We start from the raw sequence: 23073 nt of genomic DNA, 5'->3' as shown, positions 1-23073 counted from the left end.
GTCCCCCCTCCCCACTTGGCATCGCCCGTGTGGACAGTCGCAGCCGCCACTCCCGCGGCTACGATCCCCCTGTTCCCCCGGCCTTCCGGCCTCCACACGACGACCACAAATTATCAGTCACTTTCACAACCGCTCCGGTCGGCAACATGAAAAATCGGCCAGTGTGACGCAGCAGCCGAAAGCGGAACGACAGCCACCGCACGGCCCCCGGTTAACCTGTCCGCATGCCTCGCTACGAGTACCGCTGCCGGACCTGCGGCGACACCTTCGAACTGAGCCGCCCGATGGCCGAGTCGTCCGCCCCCGCGGACTGCCCCTCGGGCCACCCGGACACGGTCAAGCTCCTGTCGACGGTCGCGGTCGGCGGCTCGGCCTCCGCGCCCGCGTCCGCGCCCCGGGCGGGCGGGGGCGGTGGTGGTGGCGGGTGCTGCGGCGGCGGCTGCTGCGGTTGATCAACACACTCCGATCAACGGCTACGGCCCCGGCCGTGTTCATCACGTTCTGAGGCGGTCCAGTTCGGGTCGCCTTGAGTCCACACTCATAGAACACACGCAAAAGTCCGACTGCCGGACGAACCGGCAGCCGGACTTTCCGCTTATGTGGCGCGCTACTGCTTCTTCACGGTGATCGCGAAAGCAGGCACTCGCGTCTACGAGGCTCGCCCTACCGCTACTTGAGGTAGACGATCCCATCTGTCGTGACCGTGGGACGTCCGGACGTACCCGCCACCACGATCTTGACCGTGTGCTTCGCACTGAAGGACCAGGTCTTCGTCCAGATCGCGTTCCGATACGCCGTCTTGGACGACTTCAGGTCCACGGTCGTCACCTTCTTGCCGTCGACGTAGACGTACGCCTGTCCCGAGGTGGTGGCCCGCGAGACCACCCAGGCGACCGAACGGCCGGTGAAGGTCCAGGTCAGCGAGGCGTTCTTGGTCTTGCTGGTGAGGGACTTGCCGCCGAGGTAGCTGGTGGAGGACTTGGCCGTCCAGGTCCCGGACCTGGTCGCCCCGGTCTCCTGGACGATCGTCGGAGTGCCCGAGACCGAGGCAGTGGCCGTATTGCCGACCGTGTCGTACGCCGTGAGGGACCACCTGGTCGCGGTGCCGGATTTGGCCGTGTACTGGGCGCTGGTCACGGCCGGCCCATAGGTCTTCGCGACCGGCGCGGTCAGGCGCACCTCCTTCAGGCCGGTGGCGGTGTCGGCCGCCTTCCAACTCAGCGTCAGCGGAACGCTCGTGGTGCTTACGGTGCCGGTGCGAAGGGCCAGGTTCGGCTTGGTGGTGAAGGTGGGCGCGGTGGTCTCCGAGATCACGGTGACGGCCTCGGTGACCGACGTCCGCCCGGACTGGTGGACGGCTTTGACCTGCACTTGGTGGGTACCGGCAACCAGCGTCGCCTTGGCGGAGGTCGCGCCCGCCTCGGCCGTGGCAGCGGTCTCTCCGTCGACCAGCACCTCGTACCCGGAGATCAGCTCGGTCGGGGTCGTGGCCGACCAGTTCACCGTGACGGGGCCGTTGGTGTACGGGGTCGAGTCGACCGTGCTCGTACCGGTGACGGAGGTGAGCGCGAGCCCGGTGACCGGACCTGCGGCCCAGCCGCGGACCGTGTCGAGCGCGGCGTAGAACGCGTCACCCGGGCACAGGGTGTTGTAGCCGTCACGGTGGCCGTGGATGGCCGGGAAGCTCAGGTCCTCACCCGGGCCCCAGGTCTTGCCGGCGAGGTTCTGTCCGTTGACGGCTGTGGTGAGGGTGACGGTACCGTCCGGGTCGACGCCGTACTGGCCCAGCTTCCACGCGGCGACCCGGGCGACCGAGGTCATCGCGGCCTGCGAGGGCGCGGCGTCGATGTAGGTGCCCAGGACCGCGATGCCGGTGGTCTGGGAGTTGAAGCCGTAGGCGTGGGCGCCCATGACCGGCAGGTCGATGCCGCCCTTGCGGCCCTCGTAGACCGTGCCGCACTTGTCGACGACGAAGTTGTAGCCGAGGTCCTTCCAGCCCAGCGTCTTCACGTCGTACGTGTAGATGGCGTTGATGATGGACGGTGCCTCGTCGCAGGTGTACGTGTTGCTCTGGGCGGTGTGGTGCACCACGACCGCTTTGATCTTCCCGCCCGGCAGATACGTCGGTGCCTCCGGGCTGAGAGCCTCGTCCGCACCCCATCCCGAGCGCGGGGTGATCGTCGGCTGCGGCACGGTGGACGGCGGGGCCGTGGGCGTGTTCGGCGCGGACGCGGACGCCGAGGCGGACTCGCTCGCCGACTCGCTGGGCGTGGCGCTTTCCGACGGTGACTGCGAGGCCGACGCAGACTCGGTGGCGGACGGTTCGTCGGTCGGCGACTTTGAGGCGGACGACTCCGTGGGCGTGCTGTCGGTCGCCTCGGGGGTCGTGGGCTCCGAAGGGGTCACTGACTCCGTGGCGGTGGGGTCGTCGCTCCCCTCGGCTCCGTCGGCGAGGAAGGCCGCGGGCTCGATGTCATCGCCGCCCGCGGATCCGTCGGCGGAGCCGACCATGTCCAGCCGGAGCCCCTGCGGCAGCCGCGCCGCCGACTTCCCGTTCACCCGCACCTCGACGCCGTCGGACGGGCCCACCCACGCGGGTTCGGTGCCGCCCCGGGCCGCGCCCCTCTCGTCCTGGCGGTTGTCGCTGTCCAGGCTCAGCCAGTCCGACCACCTGCCCGAACCGACCGCCCTCGTCCGCACCTCGACCTTGCCGGCCACCTCGACGGACGGGTCCTTCCAGGAGACCCCCAGCAGGTCGAAGGGCTCGGCATCCCGCCGCCCCAGCGTCGCGGAGCCCCCGTCACCGCTCGTCTTCAGCGCGGCCGACCGCACGTCGTTCCTGACGGGCCTCGGCTTACCGTCGCCGTCCCCGCCATGGCCGGATCCCCCCCATCACCCCCTGCGCCACCAACGTCCCGCACACAGCCGCCGCGACGACTGCGCCGGTCCCCCACCAACGACGTCTCATACCGAACCGAATACCTTTCCCTGACGCGGGGTCAGGAGTTTTCAGAGGAAGCCTCATGCTTATGAGGCTGTTGTGAAGAAAGCCTCACCCTTGCCTGACGAGCATGAACATGCCATTCGGGTCCGCTACGCGCCATCGGGGCCGCCCCGGCGTGCGGTCCACCACTCCGTGAGGACCTTGACCTTGTCGTCGAAACGGCGGTCCAGGAACGACATCGGCGCGCGCAGCGGTATCCGGCGTCCATCGGTCACCGACACGACGACCGTCCGCACCCCGACGCTCCTGCGGATCTCCAGGCCGGTGACGTCCCGCCACTCGATCTCACGCCGGCCTGCACCCCGGATGACGAGTCGGCTGTCGGTGAGTTTGACGCCGTAGCTCGGGGGCAGCAGCGGCAGGGCCGCGCTCGCGACCACGGCCGCCGAGACGCACGCCCACAACTCCCCCGCCGTCATGCGCTCACCGGTGGCCGCGAGAAGCACGTACACCAGCGCGGTACCCGCCAACAGTCCGCCCAGCACGGGCACGGCGATCTGCACCGCCGCCAGTTTGAAGGTAGGCGCCGCGCCACCGGCGCTGGTTGGAGGGAGGGGGCCTACAGGGCCATTCATCTGGATCACCCTTTTCGGAGGTGGTCGACGCGGTGAAGGCGCGCCGGAGGCGAAACGTGCAGCCACGAGGACGGTCCGTGCCGGTAGTGCCCCAATGGGAAGCACTACCGGCACGGACCGTGCACTCACCGGTTACGGTTGTGACCGGTTACTTCTTCTTGCAGTTCTTGTTCTTCTTGCTCACATTGCCCGGATAGGCATACCAGGTGATGCCCAGGCCGACGTTGGCTCCGACGGTGAAGACGAAGCAACCGCCGCGTTCCACCGCGCTGTTGATGTGGTGCACGGACCACCACGTGTAGGCCCAGGCGAGGGCGATGCAGCCGGCGGCCGCGACCGGGTACGGGATCCGGGTGCACACCGCCGCCTCGGCGATCGCGACACCCGCGCCGCCCATGGTGGAGATGTCATCCTTGATGATCTTCGTCTTCTGTCTGGTGAAGTAGAACTTGCACTGGAACCGGTAGCCGCTCCAGGTCCAGCCCCGGCTGCACTTACGGACCCAGGAAGCCTGCCCGGACAGGTCGTACTGGTTGCCGGGGTCCTGGTTCGCATAGTCGTACGCGGTGGCCGAGCCGCCGTACACCGGGTCCGTCTGGAGGAACCGGCCGGTCGACGGGGTGTACATGCGCACGCCCATCAGGACGGCGTCACCGCCCGCGGTCTCGGCGGAGCGCTGCTTGGCGCCGAGCCATCCGTACCGCTCGGCCTGCTGGCCCACCCGGGGGTTGCCGTACTCGTCGGCGTCCAGGGCGGTCGGTGCGACCGAGGTGTCCAGCGGGAGCAGCAGCGCCACGTCACCGTGGATGGTGGTGAACTGGAGCGTCACATTGCCGGTCGCGCTCGTGGTGGCCGCGAGGTCACCGGTGAGCGAGCTGACGTTGCGGGAGACAGCGCCGGTGGCGGTGTCCTCTACGATCCAGCGGGGGTTGTCCTCGTCCCCGCCGTAGTGGTTGACCTTGGACGCGGTCTGCGTCCAGGTGCTGCCGTCGCTCGACTCGACCGTCCAGGAGCCGAACCGCTGGGCGGGGTCGAGCTCCCAGGTCTGGCGGGTGTTCCCGCTGGTCTGCCGGCGGACGAGATCGTTGGTGTAGTAGCCGATCGTGCTGCCCGGCTCGGTGGTGGTCCGGCCGAACTCGTCGTAGGCGTACCCGGAGTCGACGAGGCGGTCGGCGCTGTCGTAGGAGTGGTTGGAGGTGGTGGCTCCCGAGGTCGAGCAGGCGGCGCCAGGCGTGCCGACGGCCGTGCTGAGGGAGGTGCGGTTGCTGCGCTGGTCGAAGGTGTAGTCGCGGTGGGTGCAGACCGTGCCCACGGTGTCCTCGACGCTGGTCAGCCGACCGGCGGCGTCGTAGGCGTAGGTCTGGTCGGACCAGCCGGCGTGGGTGACGACCTGGCCGTGCACGGACTCGCTGACGGTGTCGCTGTAGACGAGCGTGCCGTCGCTGTCGCGGGTGTACGTGCGGTTGGTGACGCTCCCGTCCGGGTTCTCGGACTGGGTGAGGGTGTAGCCGCCGGGCAGCTTCTGGCTGCTCAGCGAGCCGTTGGCGTCGTAGGTGCCGGTGATGGCGCCCGCCACCGAGTCGGTGGCCTTGACCGCCAGGCCGCGGGGCTCGACGGAGTGGTCGTAGGTGTAGGTGACGGTGGACGGGACGCTGTCGCCGACCTTCACGGGCCGGTTGAACAGGTCGTACTCCGTGGTGGTGGTACCACCCTCGGCGTCCTTGTACGAGATCAGGCGGCCGAGCTTGTCGTACGCCTTGGTGATCTCGCCCGCGCTGGAGCTGATCTTCGTGACCTGCCCGGTCGCCGGGTCGTACTGCGTGGTGGTCGCGGGGACCGTCTCGCCGACGCCACCCGTCGTGGTGACGGTCTTCGGCCGCCCGGCCTCGTCGTACGAGGTGGTGACGGTGCGGGTCGCGCCGTTCGCGGTGTCGGTGGCCTTCGTGACCTGGCCGTAGTAGCCGTACTCGGTGATGGTGTCACGCAGTTCGGACGGGTTGGAGCCGCCGCCGGTGATGGCGCCGGCCGGGCCGGTCCAGCACGCCAGGCCGGCCCACTCGGGCCTGCCCGCGCACCAGCCGGTTCCGTCCGCCTTCCAGTACTCGGTGATCCGGGTGGCGGCGTCGTCGCCGGTGCCGCCGGGGAGGGCCTGGGAGACCACTCGGCCCTGGGCGTCGTAGTCGGTGGACGTGGTCAGGTTCAGGCCGCCGGAGTCCTGGATGGTGAGGGTCGGCAGGCCCTTGGCCCAGTCGTACTGGGTCTCGTTGACCCGCTTCTCCGCCATGATCGAGTAGTAGTCGCGGACCCGGGCACCGGTGATCTCCAGGGTCACCTGGTCCTTGACACTCGCGCTGCCGTCGGTCGGCCGCCCTTCGTCGTACTCCTTGACGGTCCACGACCGCGCCGGCACCGAGGTACCGGCCTCGACCAGGACGGTGTCGCCGTCCTTGAAGTCCTTGGTGAGGGTCGCCCGGTGGAGGGGACCGAACTCCTCCAGCTCCCGGTTGCCCGACTCGTCGAACAGCCAGCGGGTGGAGAGCAGTTCGGCGCGCTCGGCGCTGTCGAGGTGGGAGATGCCCAGCTCGGCCAGCTCGGCCTTGTCCTTGTCCGTCTTGCCGAGGGCGAGGATCCGGTTCGCCGCGCTCAACTCCCGGACGGTGTTGCCGAACCGGTCGTTCTCCGTGGCAGTGATGTGCCCGCCCGGGGCGGCGGTGTTGGTCCGCTCCCCCGACACACCGAGGTAGTGCACACCGGCCCGACGGTAGTCGGCGGCCGTGAGGCCGCTCCCGGAGTGCGACGACGGGGCGCTGTCGGTGGGGAAGAGAGCGGTCGCGTCCGTGGGCGCGTCCGTCTGCCCCCATGCGGCGACATCGTCGTTGCCCATGGCGTAGGGCGCCTTGTCACCGGTCAGCGGCACGTCGTAGACCACGTACGAGGTCGCGGTGCCCTCCACGGTGTCCGCGGTGCCCTGCTTCAGCCCGCTGCGGGCCATCTTCAGCAGCATGCCCTCACCGGCCGCGGCCGAGCCACCGGCCGAACCGTAGGTGAAGGTGTACGGGAGCTGCCCCGACGGCTGCAGCCAGGTGATCCGGCCCTCGTGGTAGGCGTACTGGGTCTCCGCCTGCTGTCCGATCCGCGGGTCCCAGGCCTGGCGCAGTCGACCCTGGGAGTCGTAGCGGTAGGTGGCCACGGTGGTCGGGGTCGCGACGGCCGCGCCGGGCTCGGTGGCCCACACGCGGATCTCCTTCACCTGACCGGTGAAATAGCCGAAGTCGCTGTCGGACTCCGTGCCGGTGGCAGTGGTGGTGTCGGCGTAGATGTACTGCAGCGCCCGGCAGCCCTTGGTGGCCGGTGTCTCGGCGCAGGTGGCCGCGGACACCGCCGGCGTCGGGGCGATGACCAGGGTCGGGCGTGCGAGTTGCTTGCCGTCCACCTCGACGGTCTCGGAGACGACCGTGTTGGTGGACTGCGAGACACCTTCCACCTTGGTCGTTTCGGCCTGCCAGGTGGTGGCACCGGTGGGCTTGACGAACTTGGTGCTGACGCCGTCGGTGTCCGTCAGGGTGAAGGTGCCGCTGAGGCTGCCGGTGAGGGTCAGGCTCTCGGAGCCGGGTTCGGCGACCCAGCCGTCCTGCGCGGCGTTGGCCGTGAAGTGGATGGCGTCGCCCTCGACCGTCACCACGTCGACGGCCGTGTCGGTGACCTTGCGGAGGTGGTTGTAGCCGGTGGCGGTGGCCTCCGCGACCGTGCCGGAGGCCCACTCCTTGCCGAAGACGGGCGCCTGTCCCTCCTGCTGGGCGGCCTGGTCGGGAACCCGCGAGGAGGCACTGCGCGTGACCGTGAGACCGAACGCCGAGGCGTCGGTGGCGGAGAGTGTGTAGTCGCCGGTCAGCAGGTTGAGCTCACCGGGGCCGACCTGGTCGGTGGAGGCTCCCTCCGCGTTCCGGTCGACGACGACGGTCAGCGGCTCGCTGCTGCCGGAGGCGGAGCTCGGGCCGGTGAAGTCGGCCTTGATCTGGATGGTGCCGTCCGGGTCGACGGTGTCGGTGGCGGTCCACACCAGCGCGGAGTTCTTGCCGTCGGTCAGCGGCACCGGCCATGCGGCGAGCGGATCACCGCCGGAGGTGACGGCAGCCTTGGGGATCTCCGCCCAGTCGTCGGCCGCGGAGCGGCGCCAGAGGAAGGTGACGCTGTCGTACTTCTGACCGTCCGTCTCGACCGCGAGCCGCAGTCGGCGCGCGGTGTACTCGCCCTCGGTAGGGGTGATGAACCCGCCGGAACCGGCGTGGAAGGTGTACGCGAGCGGCTCGGACTTGTTGTCCGCCTTGTCCACGGACCGCACCTGGAGGGTGTGGGTTCCGTTCTGCGGCGGGGTCACGCTGATGTTCTTGTCGGCGGAGGCGCCGTCCGTGGTGACCTTGGTCCAGGTGGCTCCATCGTCCAGGGACCACTCCAGCCACTGGTGGTCGGAGCCCGAGGGCGGGGTGACCGTGAAGGTACCGGCCTCGCCCTCGCCCTTGACCCACTTGTCGCTCGGATAGTCGCTGGAGACGATCTTCGCGGGGGCCGAGGGTGCGCTGGTGTCGACGGTGAACGTCTGCCACGCCGACCAGTCCAAGTTGAAGTGCGTCCCGTCATACGGAGAGGTACGGAACTTGTACGTCTTGCCGTTGGTCAGCAGACCCGAGGGAACCTTCACCGACGCCGGCGAGCCGGAAGCCGTGAACTCGGAGGTGAGGATGTCGCCGACCTGCGAACCGGTGGCGGAGTCCGCGACCTGGAAGCTCCCAATGACCGTGTCACCGTTGACGTCGACGAAGGTGTCCCGCAGCGTGGGCGTCGTGGTGTTGACCACGTAGTCGCCACCGTAGGAGAAGTACGGCGGACCGGCCTCACGGTTGGTGCCCGTCTTCGGGCGGAAGTTGTACGTAACCGTCAACTTCGGCGGATTCGTTGCGGCGTTCGCAGAGTTGACCTGCTTCCACTGCGCTTGCGCCGCCGAGACGGAGCGCAGCCCCATGTGCGAACGGGTGTTCTTCGCCGATGCCCAATCCTGGAGCAGGGTGGTCACATTCGCATTGATCCAGCCGTCACCTCCGCAGGCGTCCCGGCCCTTGGTCTCGGTGGACTCCGCGTACTGCTGGATCCACTCCGGCTGGGCGGTCCACCGAGAGGAGGTGGACGCCGCGCCGGTCGACCACACCGTCCACGGTGCCGCGGTGCAGTCGGTGTTGCCGGAGTGGAAGTTGTACAGGCTCAGCTTCGCGTCCGACACGAGCGCGTCACGGACGGGGCTGGTGTCCCAGGTGATGAAGGAACGCGCGTAGCGGGGTGAGCCGTCGGCATTGACCGTTCCGGGGTTGCCCAGGTCAAGTTCGGTGTCGCCGGACCAGTCGACCGTCTCGCCCTGCTGGACGTAGGTGTCGAAGACGTTGGTCAGTGAGGAGGTGGAGGGGTCGACGGTGACCGGGTACTGGGTCTTCGGGTCCGCGAGGAACTTCGCATCCGGCGTGACCACCAGATCGACCGAGCCGCCCTTCTTCTTCACCACCTTCATCTTCACCGGCACCCGGCGGGTGTGCTCGCCGGAGCGCTCGTCGACAGTGGAGTCCCACATCACCGGCGCGGGCATGACAGCCCGCTTCTTGTCCTTCTTGCTGGTGAACAGCACACTGCCGTCCCGCAGCTGCTTCACCTTCAGGCCCTCGGCCCGCAACGGCAGTGTGTAGGAGAAGCCGTCCGTCGGCTTCTCCTTGATCTCGACGTACTGCTCGAAGCCGGTACGGGTGGCCTCGACCACCACATCCGCGCCGGGTACGGCGTTGACGTACTCCGCGCGCGTCCCCTTCACCTTCGGCGCGGGCAGTCCACCCTTCCACTGAAGGGTGATCTGCTCGTCGCCCTCGCCCAGCGTCACCAGGTCGACGGCCTTGGCATCCTGCGCCGCCTTCAGCGACTTCGCCGGAGTCCCGGTCTTCCCCGCCAGGGAAAGCCCGTTGGGGTGCGCCACCGGCTCGATGCCGTCACCGGACTCACGCAGCTTCACATCGACGTCGACCCACTTGCCGTCCCGCTCGAAGCGGATCGGACCGGCCGACAGCTCCGTGGTGAGACTGCCGTCCTTGTTGACCCAGGTGGTCGACGTCTCGGTGCGCTCCGAGAGCGCCTCGACGCGCTTGCCCGACAGCCGGGCCGCCACTTTCGCCGACGCGATGTCGGCTGCCTGGGTCGCCGCCGCCTTCTTCTTGGGCGCCTCAGGCGCCTCGGGCGGTGCCGCTACAGCGGCGCTCGTCGCGTTGACCAGGCTGATCGCCGTCGCGAGCGCGAGACCACCGGCGAGGGAACGAACCCCCACACCCTGCCTGGGTCTTCCGCGCCGCCGCGCCGGAGATATCCGAGGTATCACAATCCTCAGCCCCCTACAGATCCAAAAGGATCACTTATGTGACCTCAAGTGAAGGTAGTGGGTAAGTAAAGATGCGAAATCCCCCCTTGCCAGACCAAGATCGACATCGCGAAAAGTAAACGTCACATGATCTATGTCACTAGCTCACGGGCACCTTCGAAGAAGGGCCTGAAGCGCAACTGACCAGCGGAAACTTCCTGTGATTCCGCTGTGATCCCGGCGGGCGCCAGCCTGTCGTCATGCCTCGTTACGAGTACCGCTGCCGGACTTGCGGCAACACCTTCGAACTGAGCCGCCCGATGGCCGAGTCGTCCTCCCCTGCAGACTGCCCGTCGGGCCACTCGGACACGGTCAAACTCCTGTCGACTGTCGCCATGGGCGGCTCCGCTGCGGGCCGAGCACGCCCTCATGGTTCACGCCTGGCTCTGTAGTCGCCTCCAACGTGATGACTACCGTCCAGAGTTGAGGCGTGCCACTCACTTCTGAACCCTTCGGTTCAGTCCGCAGCCACGGGCAATCAGCGCAGCCGCAGGCGGTGCAGCATCAGCAGCGCCGCCACACAGAGGAATGCGCAGGGTGTCGTCGATCCGCTCGACTACGTCGGCGGCGCCTGGCTGCTCAGTCGTCGAGGTCGATGACGAAGTCGACGATGGTGGTGTCGCCACGTCGCACGATCGAGTGGGCCACCTCGACGATCCGGCCCGTGTCGGCGATGTGCCGACGCGTGTAGCGCAGCACAGGAACGCCTGAGCCGATCCGCAGCGTGGCCGCCTCGAGTTGGGTGGGCATGCCTGCGGTGAACGACTCGGTGACCCGTGTGACGCGGATACCCAGGCTAGCCATCTGAGCCTGAGTACCGCCCGGCCAGGGTTCGTTGATCGGGTCGGCGACCGGCGTCCCGGCGACATCCGACCAACGCACGTAGGAGGTACTCATCTGGGTGGGCTGGTCGTTGTCGTGGAACACGAAGTGCCGTGCCAGCAGCCACTCACCCGTCTCGCACTCGAACAGCCCGGCCAGTTCGGCGTCCGCCCGCACCTTCTCGAACCGCTTGTCGAGCCGGTACTCGGACCAGCCGATCCCCTGATCCCTTGTGTACGGAGTCGAGTTGCGCATACCGCTCCCGGGCCCCCAAGCGCCGCTGAGAGCCCCCGCTGTCGGCACCCGGAGCTTGCGCTGGCAGCGGAACGGGCCGCCCCCACGTCCCCATCCGGGGGTGGCCTGTGCCCGCCGCTGTTACCCCTGTGTCGACACCAACGGCGGGCCTGACAGCGGTCAGCCGTGTGCCACAGGTGCTGGGGAGCGCCTACAAGAGCGTCACGTGCACAGAGGTGACCCCGGAAAGCCCCGCTCAACCCTCCCGCGCCGCCCTCACGAACTCCCGCAGAATCCTCTCCCCCGCTATAACCCCCCGCTCCGGCAGCGCGGTAACCGCAGGGCCACCCCACCCCACGTCGGCCAACTCCCCATGCCCCGGCCGCCACGCCCGATCCGCCGCGAGCAACAAGTCCGCGTCCAGCAACGAATCCCCGGCGGCCACCGTCAACTCGGCCCCGGTCCGCCGCGCGACCTCCCGCATGGCCGCCGACTTGGTGAGCGGCTTCGGCACGGCGTACAGCTTCCGCCCCTGAAGGGACACCGTCCACCCCCGGTTCTCCGCCCACACCGCGAGATCCTTCACCCACTCCTCGGGCAGCAACTCCCGCTCGACGACGAGGTAGGCGAACAGGTCCTCGGCGACCCGATGCTTGCGCACCCAGGACGGATCGGCGGTGGCGGCCAGATGATCCCGCACCTCACTCAAGGGCGCACACTCAGAGGCGAGCCGGGCGAGCACCCCGTCGTGCCAGGCGGCATCCGTGACCCCGTCCACCAGCAGATGCCCACCGTTCGCGCAGATCGCGTACTTCGGCGCGGGCCCCGGCAGATTGATCCGCTGGTACTGCTTACGCGTCCGGGTGGTCGTCGGTACGAACACCGCCGTGTCCCCGAGTTCGGTCAGCAGTCCCGCCGCCGTCTCGGTCATGTACGACAACGGCCGGCTCTCGTGCACCTCGACCGTGAGCAGCCTGGGCGCCCGCGCGTCCGGCATGGTCAGCGCGAGCGCGGCGGACGAATAGATGAGCGTACGATCGAGATCGCTGGCGACCAGCACCTGCGGCATCCGGGGCCGGGACATCAGACAGCCACCGCCTTGCCGTCGGCACCGGTCGCGCCCCGCGTGTACTGGGGGTGGATCAGCCCCACGCAGGTGTACGGCAGTTCGGCCACCTCTTCCACCGGTACCCCTCTCTGTTCGGCGAGCAGACGTACGTGGTCGAGGTCCGCGCCCGCCCCGGCCCGCGCGAGGATCTTCCACGGTACGCGGCGCAGCAGCACCCGGGTGGTCTCGCCGACACCGGGCTTGACCAGGTTCACGTCGTGGATCCCGTACTCCTCACTGATCCGCTCGACGGCCGCCCAGCCCTCCCAGGTGGGCGTACGGTCGGCGGAGAGCAGTTCCTTGGTACGGGAGTCCACCGCGTCCACGATCCCGGCGAACCGGGCGGATATCGCGTCCAGGAAGTCCACGGACACATCGGCCCCGGCCAGCTCCCGGTAGAACTTCGCCCCGTGGAAGTCGTTCGGCCCCACCAGGTCCGACCGCAGCACGGTCCGCGAAATCAGCCCCGACACGGTCGAGTTGAGGCAGGCGGAGGGAATGAGGAAGTCCTCCCTGGTCCCGTACGTCCGCACGCACGACCCCGGATCGGCGAGCACGGCGATCTCCGGATCGAATCCGGTGATCCCCTCCGCCGCCTCGAACTCCTCGATGGCCGCGGCGAGTTCACGGGTGATCGCTCCCTTCCCCGTCCAGCCGTCCACGAAGACGACATCGGCCGGGTCATGGTGAGCCGCCAGCCAGCGCAGCGCGTTGGCGTCGATCCCGCGCCCACGCACGATCGACACGGCGTAGTGCGGCAGCTCCACCCCGTGCCGCTGCTGCGCCCACCGCCGCATGAGCACACCGACGGGCGTACCGGCACGGGCGAGCGACACGATGACGGGCCGAGGCGACCGCTCGGCCAACACGGTCTCGGTCACGACCCCCACAGCCAGGGCGATCCGATCGGCGGAGGCGTCGAGCGCGCTGTGGAACAGTTCCTGATACCGCTCGCTCGGCTGGTACTCGACCGGCAACGACTCCGCGTAGTGCGCCCCACCGCTCTGGATCGCCTCCTCCCGCTCCTCGGTCGGCGCCTCCAGGGTCACCTCCGAGAGGTCCTGAAGCAGCCAGCCGACGTCCTCCGGCGCATAGGACGAGAAGTCGGGGCCGCGCAGGGGCTCGGGCAGCATGGGGGACCTTTCGTGGGTGTGCGGGGACCGGGACGGCGTGTCCGGGCCGCGGCGAACCGGCGGAGCATACGGCGGTACATACGACGGCACGACGGCCAGCAGGACGCTCGGCGTATGCGCGGCGAGCGTCGCCAACAGACCGTCACGGGCGTGCAGCGCGGGCGTGTCCGCGACCGAGTCGACGACGGCCACCACCGCGTCGAACCCGCCCCCCGCCACGTTGTACGCGTACCGCTCCCCAGGCCCTTCCGCGGGCTCGTCGTGCGCGGGGAAGACGATCCGGCTGCGTATCGCGTAGCCGGGGTCGTCCACCGCCAGCACGGGCGACCGCGTAGTCGTGGAGAACCGTATCTCCACCCCCGCCTCGCCCCCGACCACCCGCTCCAGCTCCCTCGCCAGGCACAACGGCGCGTACATCAGCTCCTCGAAGCCGAGCACCAGCACCCGTCGGGCACCCGGCGGCAGGGCCCGCACGAGACGGTCGGCCAGGTCGGGCAACGCGGCCTCCAAACGCCTCCGATGCGCCGGCGTGAAGCCATGGCGCCCCCCGTCGGGCACCCCGGCCGGCCAGTCCAGCTCGACCCTGGTGACCCGCGGCGCCGCGCCTGCCGGGACCGGCACCTCCGCCGCGCCTCCCGGGACCGGCACCTCCGCCGCGCCTCCCGGGACCGGCACCTCCGCCGCGCCTCCCTCCCTCGACAAGGTCATCAAGACCATGAAGGACACCGGCGCCGACATGAGCGTGAAGTACAAGGAAACCGCCCGCGGCGGGCTCGCGGTGAACATCATCGAGTGCTGAGCGGGCGGCAAACCGGCGACCGGCCATCCCTGTCACCAGGACGGCGACGCCGGTGATGCCGTGGTCTTCGCCAAGCAGTGAGCGGTGGCGAGGCCATGGCCTCGCCACCGAGGGTCATACCGTGTTCGCGTTCCTCTCCGCGGCCTCGACGACGTTGGCCAGCAACATCGCGCGGGTCATGGGGCCCACGCCGCCGGGCATGGGCGCGAGCCATCCGGCTGTCCGGGCGGCGTCCGGGTGTATGTCGCCGACCAGGCCCCGGTCGGTGCGGGTGATGCCGACGTCCAGGAGCGCCGCGCCGGGGCGCACCATGTCCTTGGTGATCAGCCCGGGCGAGCCGGCGGCCGCGACGACGACATCCGCTTCGCGTACGTGCCAGGCCAGGCCCTTGGTGCCGGTGTGGCACAGGGTCACGGTGGCGTTCTCCGACCTGCGGGTGAGGAGGAGTCCGATGGGGCGTCCCACGGTGATGCCCCGGCCGATCACGCACACCCGTGCTCCGGCCAGCGGCACCTCGTACCGGCGAAGCAGTTCGACGATGCCGCGTGGCGTGCAGGGCAGCGGGGCCTCGACGCCCAGGACCAGCCGGCCGAGGTTGACGGGGTGCAGGCCGTCGGCGTCCTTGGCCGGGTCCATGCGCTCCAGTACGGCGTTGGCGTCGAGGTGGCGCGGCAGCGGAAGCTGGACGATGTAGCCGGTGCAGGCCGGGTCGGCGTTGAGTTCGTCGATGACGTCCTCGACCTGCCGTTGGGTGGCGTCGGCGGGCAGTTCGCGACGGAGGGAGGCGATGCCCACCTGTGCGCAGTCGCGGTGCTTTCCGGCGACGTAGGCGTGGCTGCCGGGGTCGTCGCCGACGAGGACCGTGCCGAGCCCGGGCAGGCGGCCGCCGGTCGCGGTCAACTTGGCCACGCGCTCCGTGAGTTCGCGGCGGATTTCGGCGGCGGTCGCCTTGCCGTCGAGCAGCTGTGCGTTCACCGGCGGTGTTCCTTTCCCTCAGAGTCGACGCGGGGTGTCAGCCACGGAGGCGGGACATGGTCGGGTCGAACAGGGGTTCCTCGGCGACGGTCGCCTCGACGCGCTGGTCGAAGTAGCCGATGTGCACGGTGGTACCGGGGGTGGTGAGCTCCACGGGGAGCCAGGCGTAGGCGATGCCCTTGCCGATGGTGTAGCCGTGGGCGGCGCTGGTGACGTAGCCGACCGCGCGGTCGCCGTCGTACACCGGTTCCTTGCCCATGACGACGGACAGTGGGTCGTCGATGGTGAGGCAGGTCAGCTTCCGTCGTACGTCGGCCTTGCGGCGCTCCAGCGCGGCCCTGCCGATGAAGTCGTCCTTGTCGAGCTTGACGGCGAAGCCGACGCCGGCCTCGTAGGGGTCGTGCTCGTACGTCATGTCGGTACCGAAGGAGCGGTAACCCTTCTCCAGGCGCAGGCTGTTGAAGGCGCCGCGGCCGGCGACGATGCCGCCCAGCGGCTCGGCCGCCCGCCACAGCGTGTCCCACAGCTTCCCGCCGAGGTCGGCGGTGGTGTACAGCTCCCAGCCGAGTTCACCGACGTACGACAGGCGCATCGCCGTGACCGGGACGCTGCCGATGTGGGCCTGCTTGGCGCGGAAGTACTTCAGGCCGTCGTTGGTGAAGTCCTCGTCCGTGAGGGGTTGCAGGACCTCGCGGGCGAGCGGGCCCCACAGACCGATGCAGCAGGTGCCGGCGGTGATGTCACGTACCTGGACCGTGCCGTCGGCGGGGAGGTGCCGGGAGAACCAGTCGAGGTCCAGGTTGCCGTTGGCGCCGACCTGGAAGCGGTCGCGGGCGAGCCGGGCCACCGTGACGTCGCTGCGGATGCCGCCGTCGTGGTCGAGGAGCAGGGTGTACGTCACCGAGCCGACGGACTTGGCGACCTTGCCGGTGCACAGGCGCTCCAGGAAGGCGGCGGCACCGGGGCCGGTCACTTCGAGGCGCTTGAGAGCTGTCATGTCGTACATGGCGACGGTCTCGCGGGTGACCTGGGCCTCCGCGCCGACGATGGGCGACCAGTACCGCGCGGCCCAGTCGTTCGGGGTGGGGATGGAACGGCCTTCGACCAGGCCCGCGTTGGCCTCGTACCATTGCGGGCGCTCCCAGCCGCCCGCCTCGAGGAAGAAGGCGCCCTGTTCCTGCTGGCGGGTGTGGAACGGACTCAACCGGATCGGGCGCGGGTCCCCCGACGGCTGCAGCGGGTGCAGGATGTCGTAGACCTCGACGAAGTTCTGGCAGTCGCGGGCCAGGACGTACTCGGGGGAGAGCTGGTGCGGCTCGAAGCGGTTGACGTCGCACTCGTGCAGGTCGAAGGAGGAGCAGTAGCCGTCGACGAGCCATTCGGCCACCGCTCGTCCGACGCCCGCGGAGTGCGTGACCCACACCGCCTCGGCGACCCAGAAACCCTTGACGTCGGGTGACTCGCCGAGAAGCGGGTAGCCGTCGGTGGTGAAGGAGAACAGGCCGTTGATGCCCTCCTCGACCTTGGCCTCCTTCGTCGCGGGGAGCAGGGACTGGGTCTCGGTCCAGGCGTCGGCGAAGTCGTCCTCAGTGAACTTCAGGACCGACGGCATCTCGTCGGCCTCGTCGACGGAGAGGATGTCGTCGGCGGAGATGGGCATCGGACGGTGGCCGTAGTAGCCGATGCCCAGGCCGTCGAAGCGGTCGCGGTAGTAGAGGTCGGCGTCCTGGTGGCGCAGGATCGGACGGACCGCCTCCTGCGTCTGCCCCGCCAACGCCGGCACCGGACCCGTCCAGGCCAGCTGATGGGCCAGTGGCGTGAGCGGAAGGTTCATCCCGACCATGCGCGCGATCTTCGGACCCCAGATGCCGGCGCAGCACACCACGATGTCGGCTTCCAGATCGCCCTGGTCGGTGCGGACGCCCGTCACCTCGCCGTCGGTCTTCAGGATGTCGAGGACTTCGTGGCGGGCGAGGAAGCGTACGCCGCGCTCGGTGGCCCGGCGGATCTGCGCCTCGACGGCGAGGACCGCCTTGGCCAGGCCGTCCGTCGGGACGAGGAGGCCGCCGAGGACCTTGTCCCGGTTGACCAGGGGGTGCTGCTCGACACACTCGTCGGCGGTCAGGAGCCGGGACTCGATGCCCCAGGCGGTGATCCAGCCGTGGCGGCGGTGCAGCTCAGCAAGGCGCTCGGGGGTGGTCGCCACCTCGAGGCCGCCGACCTGGAGGAAGCAGGGCTTGCCGTCGACGTCGAGGGAGCAGAACTTCTCGACGGTGTAGCGGGCCATCTCGGTCATCGTCTTGGAGGGGTTCGTCTGGAACACCAAGCCCGGGGCGTGTGAGCTGGAGCCGCCGGTGGCCGGGAGCGGACCCTGATCCACCACGGTCACTTCGCTCCAACCCCGCGCCGAGATCTCGTCCGCGAGAGCCGCGCCAACGACTCCCGCTCCGATGATGACCACTCGGGGTCCCGCCATCGCCGCACCTCCGGTTTGTAAACCAGTCGAGCCGATCGAGTTGCTGTCTACGCAACATGATTCAGGTTGCGCAACTCAATGTGCCTTCCGCGCACGTGGGTGTCAAGGGGTCCATGACGTCGAGGAACGGCCGGGAGAACGAGCCGCCGAGCAGCCCGGGAAACGGTCCGTGACCATGGCGAGGGCAGCCATGATCGACTGATTGACGCGCATGACCCTGGTCCGCTTGGACATCGGCAGCAGGGACTGCCGCCGGGTCGCGCCGAGCAAGTCGGCCGCCTCGACCGTGGTCTCGGGCACGGACCGGATGGCGTGCACGGTGATCCGGATCGCCGGCGGGGCCGCGCAGATCACCATGGCGATCGTGGCGGAGGCGCCGCCGATGAGGAAGAACAGGATCAGCGCCCGGTGCCCACCCGACGCGACAGCCGGACCGCCTGGATCCCCCCTCAGCCCGGACAGCCAAAGCGGCCCATTAGAGAGATGGGCGGACCGTCACGAAAAGTCTCGACAAGTGAATTGTGAAGATACTACAAAAAGAACTCGGGGGGCACCCAGTGAACGCGTCCCTGGGATAAGATCCTGCCTGGAATGGGAACGGAGCAAAATTGACTGAGTTCCCTTCATTAACGGGGAGGAATGCGCCATGGCGCGTATTTTCAAAATCAGCTACCGGCCTGTGCGTCACGCGGCCGTCTTCGCGGTCGCGGCCGCGGTCGCCCTGGGCGTGGCCAGCCCTGCAAGCGCGGCGCCGAAAAATCGCCTGGCCAATGGCAAAAAGCTCAAGGCGGGGCAGTGTATCACCGATGGTCCCGCGTCGCGAAAGGCCAGGTTCTGTGTCGGGAAGAACTACAACATCTACATGACCTACAAGGCCTTGACCTGCACGGTATACAAGGCCAAGGGGCACCTCAGCGGCCCGTCCGCGTACGTCCAGGTCGCCAAGAACGGCGATGTGCGATTCTACCAGTATTCCGGTGGCCGGGTCCTGTGGCACTCCAAAACCAAGCAGTTCAAGGGCGCGGACCTCGTCGTCGGCAGCTCAAGGCCCGGCAACCAGGGAGTTCTTGGTGTGGACCAGCCCGGAAAAGCATTCTTCATCATCAAGAAGTGCCCCTTCAATGGCTGATGTGGATTGTTGCGCACTGACCCATTCGGTCTGACCGACGCGCAATGCCCAATGGGGGGCCGACAGCTCGCTGTCGGCCCCCCATCAGCGTCTCGTGACCCGGTTCGCGTTACTTCGAGCGTTCAGTAGTCCGACCACGTCCGGGAAAGGGACCGGAAAGAGGGCCTGAACACAGCGATGCCCGGTGGGCGGTGCGCGCGGGATGCGCACCGCCCACCGGGCGTGGTCGACCGGTTCTTGGCGTCCGGCCTCCGCTACTACTTGATCCAGGCCTTCACCTTGTCCCGATTCGCCTCGACCCACTTCTCGGCCGCCGCCTCGGGCGTCATCTTGTCCACCGCGATGTACTTCGCCACGACGTTCTGGTCGTCGTTGGTCCAGGTGAAGTTCTTGACCAGGTCATAGGCCGGGCTGCCCGACTTGGCGAACTTCGCGCTGACGATCTTGTCCAGCTTGTACACGGGGTAGTCGCAGGCGACCTTCTCCGCGTCGGCGTCGCAGCCCTCCTTGTAGTCGGGCAGCTTGACCTTGACGAGCGGCACCTCGGCCAGGAACCACTGCGGCTCGTAGAAGTAGCCGATCAGCCACTTCTTGTTCTTCTCCGCGTCGCGGAAGGCCTGGATGAGCGCGGTCTCACTGCCCCCGTACACCACCTTGTAGTCCAGCTTCAGGTTCTTCACCAGGGCCTCGTCGTTGGTTTCGAACGACGGGTCGCCGTCGAGCAGCTGCCCCTTGCCGCCGGACTCCGAGGTCTTGAACTTGTCCGCGTACTTGTTGAGGTTGTTCCAGTCCGTGATGTCCGGGTGCTCCTTGGCCAGCCACGGCGGCACGTACCAGCCGATGAGGCCTTCGTTGCCGGTGGAGCCGGCCTCGACGGCGGTCTTCTGGTCGGTGATGTACTTCTTCTTCAGGTCGTTGTGGCCCCAGTTCTCGACGACGGCGTCGACCTCGCCCGTCCCGAAGCCCTGCCAGGCGATCTCCTCCTTGAGGTCCTTCTTGACGACCTTGCAGCCGAGGTCCTTCTCCGCGACGTACGCGATGACCGCCGCGTTGGCCTCGTAGCCCACCCACGGGTTGACCGCGAGGTTGAAGGTGCCGCACTCGGCGGAGCCTCCCGAGCTGTCGGACCCCGAGGAGTCGTCACCGACCTTGGCCCCTCCGCAGGCCGTGAGGGCGAGTGCGAGGACGGCTATGCCGGCCGCGCCGACTCTCCAGTGTTTTACGTGTCCTGCCATGGTCCGTAGCTCCTTATGCGCCGGCACGCCGCGCCGCTGCCTGAGTGATCCTGTCGAACATGACTCCGAGAAGGACGATGGCCAGTCCCGCGGCCAGCCCCTTCCCGTACAGCTGCCCCTGCGAGAAGCCGGCGACGACGTCGTAGCCGAGGGCCCCGGCGCCCACAAGACCGCCCACGACGACCATCGACAGCACGTAGATGAGACCCTGGTTCGTGGCGAGAGTCAGGGCACCGCGTGCCATCGGCAGCTGGACCTTGGTGATGATCTGCCAGGTGTTGCACCCGGCGGAGGTGGCCGCTTCCACGGTGGTCGCGGGCACCTTCCGTATCCCGTCCGCGATGATCTTCACGGCGACGGGGGCCGCGTAGACGACAGCGGCGACGATCGCGGTGAAGCGGGTCGGGCCGAACAGCGCGAGAAACGGGACGAGATAGACGAACGGCGGCATGACCTGGGCCGCGTCCAGAGTGGGGCGCAGCAGCCGGTCGACCAGCGCGCTGCGTCCCATCCACACACCGAAGAAGACGCCGATCAGCATCACCAGCACCGTGGCGACGAGGCTCAACGCCATCGTCGTCATGCCGTCCGACCACACACCGGTGCCGACCAGCAGGCCCACGCACACGGCCGTGGTGAGCCCGGCACGCCAGCCGCCGAACACGACGCCGAGAGCGATCAGCACCGCGCCGACGAGCCACCACGGGGAGTCGGTGAGCAGCGACTGGAAGGGGTTCAGGAGGCCGTTGGTGAGGGTGTCACGGACGGCGTTGGTGAGGCCCGAGAGCTCGTCCTGCACCCAGGTCGTCGTGGTGTCGGCCGCGCTCGCGATGGAGCTGCCCGCGCCGCCCTCGCCGGGGAACTCGGCCGCCCAGACGTAGGTGTGCGACATGTAGACGAGGACCGCCGTGACCACCGCGCCGGCACCCAGGAGGCGCCGCCGCCAGGCAAGGAAGCGAGTCTTCGAACTTCTGGCCGCCTTCGCGCGGGTGCTGGCGGCGGTCGTGACCCGGTCCAGGACGATCGCCATCACGACGATGGAGAGGCCCGCGTTGAAGGCCGTACCGACGTCGAGGGACTGCAGGGCCTGGACGACGGTCCTGCCGAGGCCGGGCGCACCGATCAGGGCGGCGATGGTGACCATGGCGAGGGCGGCCATGATGGACTGGTTGACGCCCATCACCACGGTCCGCTTGGACATCGGCAGCAAGACCTTCAGCAGTGCCTGCTGCCGCGTCGCGCCCAGTGAGTCGGCCGCCTCGACGGTGGTCTCGGGCACGGAGCGGATGGCGTGCGCGGTGATGCGGATCGCCGGTGGAGCCGCGTAGATCACGGTGGCGATCGTGGCGGAGGCGCCGCCGATGAGGAAGAACAGGGTCAGCGGGGCCAGATAGACAAAGGTCGGCATGGTCTGCATGAAGTCCAGGAAGGGCGTCACGATCCGGTTGAACCGGTCGGACAGCCCCGCCCACACGCCCAGCGGGATCGCGAACAGCAGCGCCACGAGGACCGCGGAGAGGGTGAGCGCCAGGGTGTCCATGCTCTCCTGCCACAGGCCCTGCACCCCGAGGAAGGTGAAGCCGGCCACCGCCAGCAGCGCGACCCTCCAGTTGCCCACGGCCCAGGAGACGTAGCCGGCGATGCCGACGACACCGAGCCAGCCGATCTGCGGGACGGGGCGGTCCCCGGACGGCTGCGAGATCAGCTCCTGGACGAAGGTCACCAGGGTGTCGATGACCAGGCGGATCTCGTTGAAGAAGTAGAGGAAGAGCGGGTTGGAGTTGCGGTTCGCGCCGATCGAGTCATTGACGTCGTTGAACCACCGGTGCAGGTCGGTCAGGTCCGCCGCCGACAGGGTCAGGGTGTGTTTCCCGCGCAGCACGGCGAACAACACCAGCCAGACGAGAAGGACCGCGCCCACGACCATGCCGCGGCTGACCTTGCGTACCCCGGCGAGGGGCGCGGGTTCCGGCACCTTCGCCAACTCGACTACTTTGTCCGGCTTATCCGTTTTCTCTACGACGGCAGCCATCACACGTCGCCTTCCTGCCCGGCGACCACCGCGAGGATCTCCTCGTCGCCGACGATGCCGAGCAGCTTGCCGTTCTCTACGACCTTCACCGGCTTCTCGGCCGCGAGCACCGCCCGGGTGGCCTCCCGCACCACGACGTCCGGGCCCAGCTCGGGGCCGTCCAAGGCGTCGTCGGGCGCAGCCGGGCGCATGATCCACCGCAGGGTGAGTACGTCGCCGCGCGGTACGTCCTTGACGAACTCGCGCACGTAGTCGTCGGCCGGGGCGCCCACCAACTCGTCACCGGTGCCGCACTGGACCATCTTGCCGTCGCGCATGATCAGGATGCGGTCGCCCAGTTTGAGGGCCTCGGAGAGGTCGTGGGTGATGAACACCATGGTCTTGCCGACCTCGTGGTGGAGGCGGATGACCTCGTTCTGCATGTCCCGGCGGATCAGCGGGTCGAGCGCGGAGAACGGCTCGTCGAAGAAGAGGACGTCGGGGTCGCCGGCCAGCGCCCGGGCGAGGCCGACGCGCTGCTGCATACCGCCGGAGAGCTGGTCGGGGTAGGAGTTCTCGTAGCCGGCGAGGCCGACCAGCTCCACGACCTCCTGGGCCCGTTGGACGCGTTGGGCCTTGCTCATGCCGCGGATCTCCAGGCCGAAGGCCACGTTGTCGATGACCCGGCGGTGGGGCAGCAGCCCGAAGTGCTGGAAGACCATGGAGAACTTGCGGCGGCGCAGTTCGCGCAGGCGCCCCGCGTCCGCGTCGCGGATGTTCTCGCCCTCGAAGACGATCTCACCGGCGGTGGGTTCGATCAGCCGGGTCAGACATCGCACGAGTGTGGACTTGCCGGAGCCGGACAGGCCCATGACGACGAAGACCTCGCCGGGCGCGACCTCGAAGTTCACGTCGCGTACGGCGGCGGTGCAGCCGGTGCGGTCCATGAGCTCGCGGCGGGTGAGCCCGCACAACTCCTCGGAATCCGGGACCTGCTCGGCCTTCGGCCCGAACACCTTCCACAGCCCGCGCACGGATATGACCGGCGTGCCGTCCGAGTCCTGGGGTGTGCCGCGCCGCTGCGGCACCTCGGTCTTTACTGGGGTCACGTCGACCTCTTTTCGGCG

Annotated in this window: 14 protein-coding genes and 2 pseudogenes; 4 read left to right on the top strand and 12 right to left on the bottom strand. The window is 68.7% G+C overall.

The window, feature by feature from the left end:
* The first annotated feature begins 224 nt into the window (after positions 1 to 224).
* Positions 225 to 452, top strand: coding sequence for an FmdB family zinc ribbon protein (locus CES90_RS43770; protein WP_189784188.1), 228 nt, complete (start codon positions 225 to 227; stop codon positions 450 to 452).
* 217 nt (positions 453 to 669) lie between these two features.
* On the opposite strand, the gene CES90_RS43765 is transcribed toward CES90_RS43770, so the two are convergent.
* The 3 genes from CES90_RS43765 to CES90_RS43755 all read right to left on the bottom strand — a co-directional run bounded on the left by CES90_RS43765 (position 670) and on the right by CES90_RS43755 (position 9934).
* A complete protein-coding gene (locus CES90_RS43765; protein WP_373313410.1) occupies positions 670 to 2832 on the bottom strand; it encodes an N-acetylmuramoyl-L-alanine amidase in 2163 nt (720 codons plus the stop codon).
* A gap of 261 nt (positions 2833 to 3093) precedes the next feature.
* On the bottom strand, positions 3094 to 3507 hold the full coding sequence (locus CES90_RS43760) for a hypothetical protein (protein ID WP_189784187.1): 414 nt from the start codon (positions 3505 to 3507) through the stop codon (positions 3094 to 3096).
* A gap of 220 nt (positions 3508 to 3727) precedes the next feature.
* Positions 3728 to 9934 carry a DNRLRE domain-containing protein gene (locus CES90_RS43755; RefSeq protein ID WP_229913951.1) on the bottom strand — a complete coding sequence of 2069 codons (6207 nt, stop codon included), beginning with the start codon at positions 9932 to 9934 and terminating at the stop codon, positions 3728 to 3730.
* Positions 9935 to 10224: 290 nt separating this feature from the next.
* On the opposite strand from CES90_RS43755, the gene CES90_RS43750 reads away from it, so the two are divergent.
* A complete protein-coding gene (locus tag CES90_RS43750) occupies positions 10225 to 10416 on the top strand; it encodes an FmdB family zinc ribbon protein (RefSeq protein ID WP_189784185.1) in 192 nt (63 codons plus the stop codon).
* Between the two features lie 187 nt (positions 10417 to 10603).
* Here CES90_RS43750 and CES90_RS43745 read toward each other — a convergent pair whose 3' ends face one another.
* From CES90_RS43745 to CES90_RS43735, 3 genes are all read right to left on the bottom strand, one after another.
* Positions 10604 to 11101, bottom strand: coding sequence for a UTRA domain-containing protein (locus CES90_RS43745; protein WP_189784184.1), 498 nt, complete (start codon positions 11099 to 11101; stop codon positions 10604 to 10606).
* 235 nt (positions 11102 to 11336) lie between these two features.
* Complete coding sequence (locus tag CES90_RS43740) at positions 11337 to 12164, bottom strand: HAD family hydrolase (protein ID WP_373313408.1); 828 nt, start codon at positions 12162 to 12164, stop codon at positions 11337 to 11339.
* Complete coding sequence (locus CES90_RS43735; protein WP_232791376.1) at positions 12164 to 13819, bottom strand: cysteine protease StiP domain-containing protein; 1656 nt, start codon at positions 13817 to 13819, stop codon at positions 12164 to 12166. Before CES90_RS43735 ends, CES90_RS43740 begins: the two co-directional genes overlap by 1 nt.
* A 190-nt stretch (positions 13820 to 14009) precedes the next feature.
* Between CES90_RS43735 and CES90_RS43730 the strand changes: the two are divergent.
* Positions 14010 to 14120: pseudogene (locus CES90_RS43730) on the top strand (L-serine ammonia-lyase, iron-sulfur-dependent, subunit alpha); the annotation flags it as partial.
* A gap of 114 nt (positions 14121 to 14234) precedes the next feature.
* Here the strand turns inward: CES90_RS43730 and CES90_RS43725 are convergent.
* The 3 genes and pseudogenes from CES90_RS43725 to CES90_RS43715 all read right to left on the bottom strand — a co-directional run.
* Complete coding sequence (locus tag CES90_RS43725; protein ID WP_189788553.1) at positions 14235 to 15095, bottom strand: bifunctional methylenetetrahydrofolate dehydrogenase/methenyltetrahydrofolate cyclohydrolase; 861 nt, start codon at positions 15093 to 15095, stop codon at positions 14235 to 14237.
* Positions 15096 to 15132: 37 nt separating this feature from the next.
* Positions 15133 to 17571, bottom strand: coding sequence for a GcvT family protein (locus CES90_RS43720; RefSeq protein ID WP_189788554.1), 2439 nt, complete (start codon positions 17569 to 17571; stop codon positions 15133 to 15135).
* Between the two features lie 168 nt (positions 17572 to 17739).
* Positions 17740 to 17973, bottom strand: a pseudogene (locus CES90_RS43715) (ABC transporter permease subunit); the annotation flags it as partial.
* Positions 17974 to 18217: 244 nt separating this feature from the next.
* Here CES90_RS43715 and CES90_RS43710 point away from each other — a divergent pair.
* The gene (locus tag CES90_RS43710) at positions 18218 to 18700 is read left to right on the top strand and encodes a hypothetical protein (protein WP_189788555.1); all 483 of its coding nucleotides are present in this window, start codon (positions 18218 to 18220) and stop codon (positions 18698 to 18700) included.
* A 257-nt stretch (positions 18701 to 18957) separates the two neighbouring features.
* Here the strand turns inward: CES90_RS43710 and CES90_RS43705 are convergent, their stop codons facing one another.
* The 3 genes from CES90_RS43705 to CES90_RS43695 are packed head-to-tail and all read right to left on the bottom strand — an operon-like array spanning position 18958 to position 23055.
* Positions 18958 to 19935, bottom strand: coding sequence for an ABC transporter substrate-binding protein (locus CES90_RS43705; RefSeq protein ID WP_189788556.1), 978 nt, complete (start codon positions 19933 to 19935; stop codon positions 18958 to 18960).
* Between the two features lie 13 nt (positions 19936 to 19948).
* Positions 19949 to 21967, bottom strand: coding sequence for an ABC transporter permease (locus CES90_RS43700; protein WP_189788557.1), 2019 nt, complete (start codon positions 21965 to 21967; stop codon positions 19949 to 19951).
* On the bottom strand, positions 21967 to 23055 hold the full coding sequence (locus tag CES90_RS43695; RefSeq protein ID WP_189788558.1) for a quaternary amine ABC transporter ATP-binding protein: 1089 nt from the start codon (positions 23053 to 23055) through the stop codon (positions 21967 to 21969). Before CES90_RS43695 ends, CES90_RS43700 begins: the two co-directional genes overlap by 1 nt.
* Positions 23056 to 23073 lie beyond the last annotated feature (18 nt).

Origin of the sequence: Streptomyces capitiformicae (assembly GCF_002214185.1) — a bacterium.
Taxonomy (GTDB): domain Bacteria; phylum Actinomycetota; class Actinomycetes; order Streptomycetales; family Streptomycetaceae; genus Streptomyces; species Streptomyces capitiformicae.
The sequence above is the reverse complement of the archived record's forward strand: the minus strand, read 5'-3'. Positions and strand labels throughout refer to the sequence as shown.